Annotated in this window: 5 protein-coding genes; 3 read left to right on the forward strand and 2 right to left on the reverse strand. The window is 36.6% G+C overall.

Features of this window, described 5'->3' with window-relative positions; all coding sequences use genetic code 11:
• Together PSH54_RS20425 and PSH54_RS20430 are read left to right on the forward strand one after the other, a co-directional pair.
• Window positions 1-986 (forward strand): hypothetical protein (locus tag PSH54_RS20425; protein WP_273606995.1); only part of this gene is annotated, 986 nt, incomplete at its 5' end.
• On the forward strand, window positions 986-1360 hold the full coding sequence (locus PSH54_RS20430; protein WP_055017647.1) for a hypothetical protein: 375 nt from the start codon (window positions 986-988) through the stop codon (window positions 1358-1360). The genes PSH54_RS20425 and PSH54_RS20430, both read left to right, overlap by 1 nt.
• Window positions 1361-1616: 256 nt before the next feature.
• Here the strand turns inward: PSH54_RS20430 and PSH54_RS20435 are convergent, their stop codons facing one another.
• Window positions 1617-2219, reverse strand: a complete 603-nt coding sequence (locus PSH54_RS20435) for a thiamine biosynthesis protein ThiC (RefSeq protein WP_273606996.1) — start codon at window positions 2217-2219, stop codon at window positions 1617-1619.
• A gap of 402 nt (window positions 2220-2621) precedes the next feature.
• Window positions 2622-3323, reverse strand: coding sequence for a metal-dependent hydrolase (locus tag PSH54_RS20440; RefSeq protein ID WP_054982529.1), 702 nt, complete (start codon window positions 3321-3323; stop codon window positions 2622-2624).
• A 304-nt stretch (window positions 3324-3627) separates the two neighbouring features.
• Here PSH54_RS20440 and PSH54_RS20445 point away from each other — a divergent pair.
• A partial coding sequence (locus PSH54_RS20445; protein WP_273606997.1) for an ATP-binding cassette domain-containing protein occupies window positions 3628-3904 on the forward strand: 277 nt, incomplete at its 3' end.

Below are 3904 nucleotides of genomic sequence, written 5' to 3' on the forward strand. Positions count from 1 at the left end.
GAACTAGAGTAATGGATGAAATAATTTTATGTAAAAGTAATATGAATAGTACTTCATTAAAAGACAAGTGTGGTATTGAAATTGAAGGGTTATTCTCTTTAACATGCCCAGACCCTGACATGTTAATTGCGAACAAACCATATTTATTGAAAGGTGGAAATTCGACTACCGGTACAAATTCTTTAGCAAAAATATCCAATATTCCAAATGTAAAAAATTTAACAGATCTATCACTTTCTTTCGGTGGTGATAATCTAGTAGCACTTTCCATGATCTCAGCAAAATTAAATGAATTTAATATAGGGTTAATGGGAACTTCGACTAGCGTTTATTCAAAAAGAGTTGGTGATTTTGCAGATGCAGTTAGTGATTATCAGAAATCGCTGCTCGAATATCGTCAAGCTATCAAGTCTAAATCACCAACCAAAACTGCGGCTAAACAAAAAGCAAAGCTTGCTTTTGATAAAATGCAAAATAAATTTAGACTAGAAGTAAAAGCAGTTACAAACCAAATCAAGTCTAAACGTGGAACACCCTTAACAAACTTTTCAAGGGGAGCCAATATAGCTAGAAGCAGTCGTAATGTTACTAAGCTTGACTTAATAACTCCTACTCATGCAGATAATGTTGTTAAATTTACTAAATATTCTAAGTTTTTAGGGAACGGTTTAGCTGTAATTGATTTTGGTAGTCGGGTGGGTAACATACACAACACTTATAAAGCTGGTGATAACTGGGAGCGCGAAATGTTCGTAGAATCAACTAGTTTTATTGCAAGTGCTGCTACTGGAATCGGCGTTGTTAATGCGGGGGCTGCTGCCCTTACTTTTTTAGTTGTAGCAACTCCTGTAGGCTGGGTTGGTCTTGTTGTTGGTGGATTGGCAGTAGCAGGAACCGCTGCGGCCGCTTCAATAGGAATTAATGATTATACAAAGGAAAATAGCGGTAGCTTATACGACGAAATTATGAAGTGGTTTGACTCTTAATGGATATTGAGAAAACTTTGTTTGTTATATTTCTCGTTGGCTGTCTTCTTAGTGCTGTGCTTTATGTAGTTTTTGGACAAGTTACTGTGCGCAAATTAAGGAAGAACCCTAATACGAAAGAGCTACTAGGTATGGAGTTTATAAGTGGCTGGGATATAATAAATGTAGCTAAAGCATTCTCACTACCAAGGAATTGGATGCTCAAGGTAGAAAAAAGTAAGTTTGCATTTATGTATGCTAACTCGTCTACTTTATTTGAAAATACATCAATATTTGATAGGGTACTTGGTTGTATCTTCTATTGGACATTGACTCTATCAGGTTTGTTAGGGGCTTTTTTCGCGCTGCTAAATTCACTTGGTTTTTTTGATTAATACATGTTGATGTGATTTTTAGCTAATTAAAGTCAGCTATTGGCTCTAAACACCAAAACTTTTTATTTTAAACTATTAACGTCCTCTTAAGCGCAGCGCCTCATAGCCTCTTTATGAATTAGCTATAAATAATTGAGGCGTCTAGCTCTTTAAATCTAAACACTTTAAACGTAAAACATCGGCGAATTAGTACTCTAATACACGCCGATGTTTATAACTTATCTAAATAAGCAAATTACGTATAAGGTATTAAGCCTTAGTCTTGCTTACGGTTAAGGCTAAATAAGCAGATTGCTAGAAGTAACGTTGCAATCATGCCTGATGCACCAGCAACGCCTGATGGTAGGAACCCATCACGCCCAGCAATAATTAATATAGCATTGGCAAGCATTGCAAATGCACCTGCTAAGGCTGTAAGGCCGCCAATGGCTTTGCCACCTTTAGCTAAGTAAGACAGGCCAAAAACAACAGCTGCTAAGCCTAGTAGTAATTTAGCTGCGTAGTAAATCATAAATGATAAAGACACCACACCACCAATTAAAGGTTGTGCGCCTTCTACTGCGCCCGCTACTTTGCCAAATGTTGAAAACAACGTTAGGCCAATGCTTACCTGTACTATGTTAAGTATTGCGCTAAATGTGATAGCCGACCAACCTAGTTGAGCGTTTTTAGCTTGCACCATAGTGGTACTTGCAAAGGCCACAAGCACAGTAAACAGCACGGCTTCTAGTCCCCATGCATACTGTCTTGAAAAGCTAATTTCAGCACTGTAAAGGGCAGTAAAAATAGCCTGGGTTATCGCCAACGCCAACAATAACGATGCTGTAATTAGGGTGGTGCGTTTATGTGTAAATTCCATTATGGTCCTCTTATAATTTTATATTTGACGCTTTAAAAGTTGCAGTCTCTTTGCATACATCAAACAGATGAAAGTATTGCTGCTATAAGACAGGTAAAGCGGAGTAATTATTTCACTAAAACCAATAAAAATAATAATTAATATTAAATAGGCTAAAACTTGTGCTTTTAATGAAACTTAAATTGGCAAAGCCGCATTGAGTTAAGCTATTAAGCCTTTAAAAATTCAGTGACTCTTATCCTTTTTGTGAATTAACCTTTAAATTAAATATTGGGGTGATTTCGACTAACTAAGCTGGCTGTTTATTAGAAAGCAAATTAAAACAATCACTTAAATAAGCATTTATACCCATAAACAATGTTTATGGGTATTTTGTGTGACTAAGCCTATAAATGTTATTTATTAAGATAAAAGCCTAAAATGTGACCAATCACTTAATGCGATAATAGTTTGCTCTGTAGGCGGAGCTACATAGATTAAACCTGCAATGGCAATTATTGATGCCAAGGTAATTAATTTATTGTCGAAGTCGGCTATTTTTAACGCGGTGCCAAAGGAGCGTTTAATGGTGACATTGCTTAAATCTACACTGTAAATTTCATCGAGCAATAAATGAATTAACCCGCCGATTAAAATAAACCCTCCTGTTAACCAGGCAAAGGTGGCTGCTTGTGTGGTTGTTTGCTCGTTTAGTTGCCACGTTACTTGCGTTGTTAACAGCGCGCATAGCACTAAAAATAATAACGAGTGGCAGCTGCCTCTGTGCACGGTGATCCATTCAAAAATGGGCCTAATAATGTATTTCATAAACCCGTACACCAATAACGGCACTACGATTAGCTCTATAAAACTAATTTCGATTATTAGCTCGGTGGTTATGTAATGCAGCACCAGTAATACAGCGCTCAGTGCGAATAAGTTAAAAATAGTATTGAGCGAGGTTGAGTTATCTGAGTCTATGTCGGGTAATAAGCCCCCAATTGAGCCTAAAAACCATAACCAAAGTGCGCCGTTTAAATCAATATGCCCTGCAGTTAATAAAGTGGCCGAGCCTAAACCTGTGATGATGACTGCAGTATTAAGATGAGTATTGAAATTTGCCATTGTATCTCTTGATAGAAAAATAGGTTGGCATTCTAGCAATTGAAAAGTTCATTGTTCAATTTACTTTAAAGGTAAGACGTAAATAACTTAAGTACTTAATTTTAAACGCTGCCTTAGGAATGATTTTAGCCTAAATGGTTATGGATTTTTGTAATAAGCAAAACCCGATGGATATATCAACGTAGGTAACACTATTAAAACTCCTGCATCATTTGTTAATTATTAATATGTTATAGTGTTGCAATATGTATTTGATATAGTATAACATTCATCACATTCTAATTTCCCTTAATAGAGTTTGAATGTGAGTACACCTAGAGCTGTTAATCAAACATCACCGAAAGAATCTCCACGTGTGGAACAAACACGTAATGAAGACCTAAATACAACTCAAGCCGCTACTCAAGCAGTTAAAAGCGAAGCCATTATTGAAGTGGACTCGTTAAGTTTTAGCATTAAAAACAACGCTATTTTAAAAAACTTAAACTTTAGCGTAGGCTCAGGCGAAGTTTACGCGTTACTTGGCGGTAACGGCGCGGGTAAATCAACCACGTTAAAAACCTGGTCTCTTATACACATCT

Source organism: Pseudoalteromonas sp. Angola-30 (assembly GCF_028599215.1).
GTDB classification, from domain to species: Bacteria; Pseudomonadota; Gammaproteobacteria; order Enterobacterales; family Alteromonadaceae; genus Pseudoalteromonas; species Pseudoalteromonas atlantica.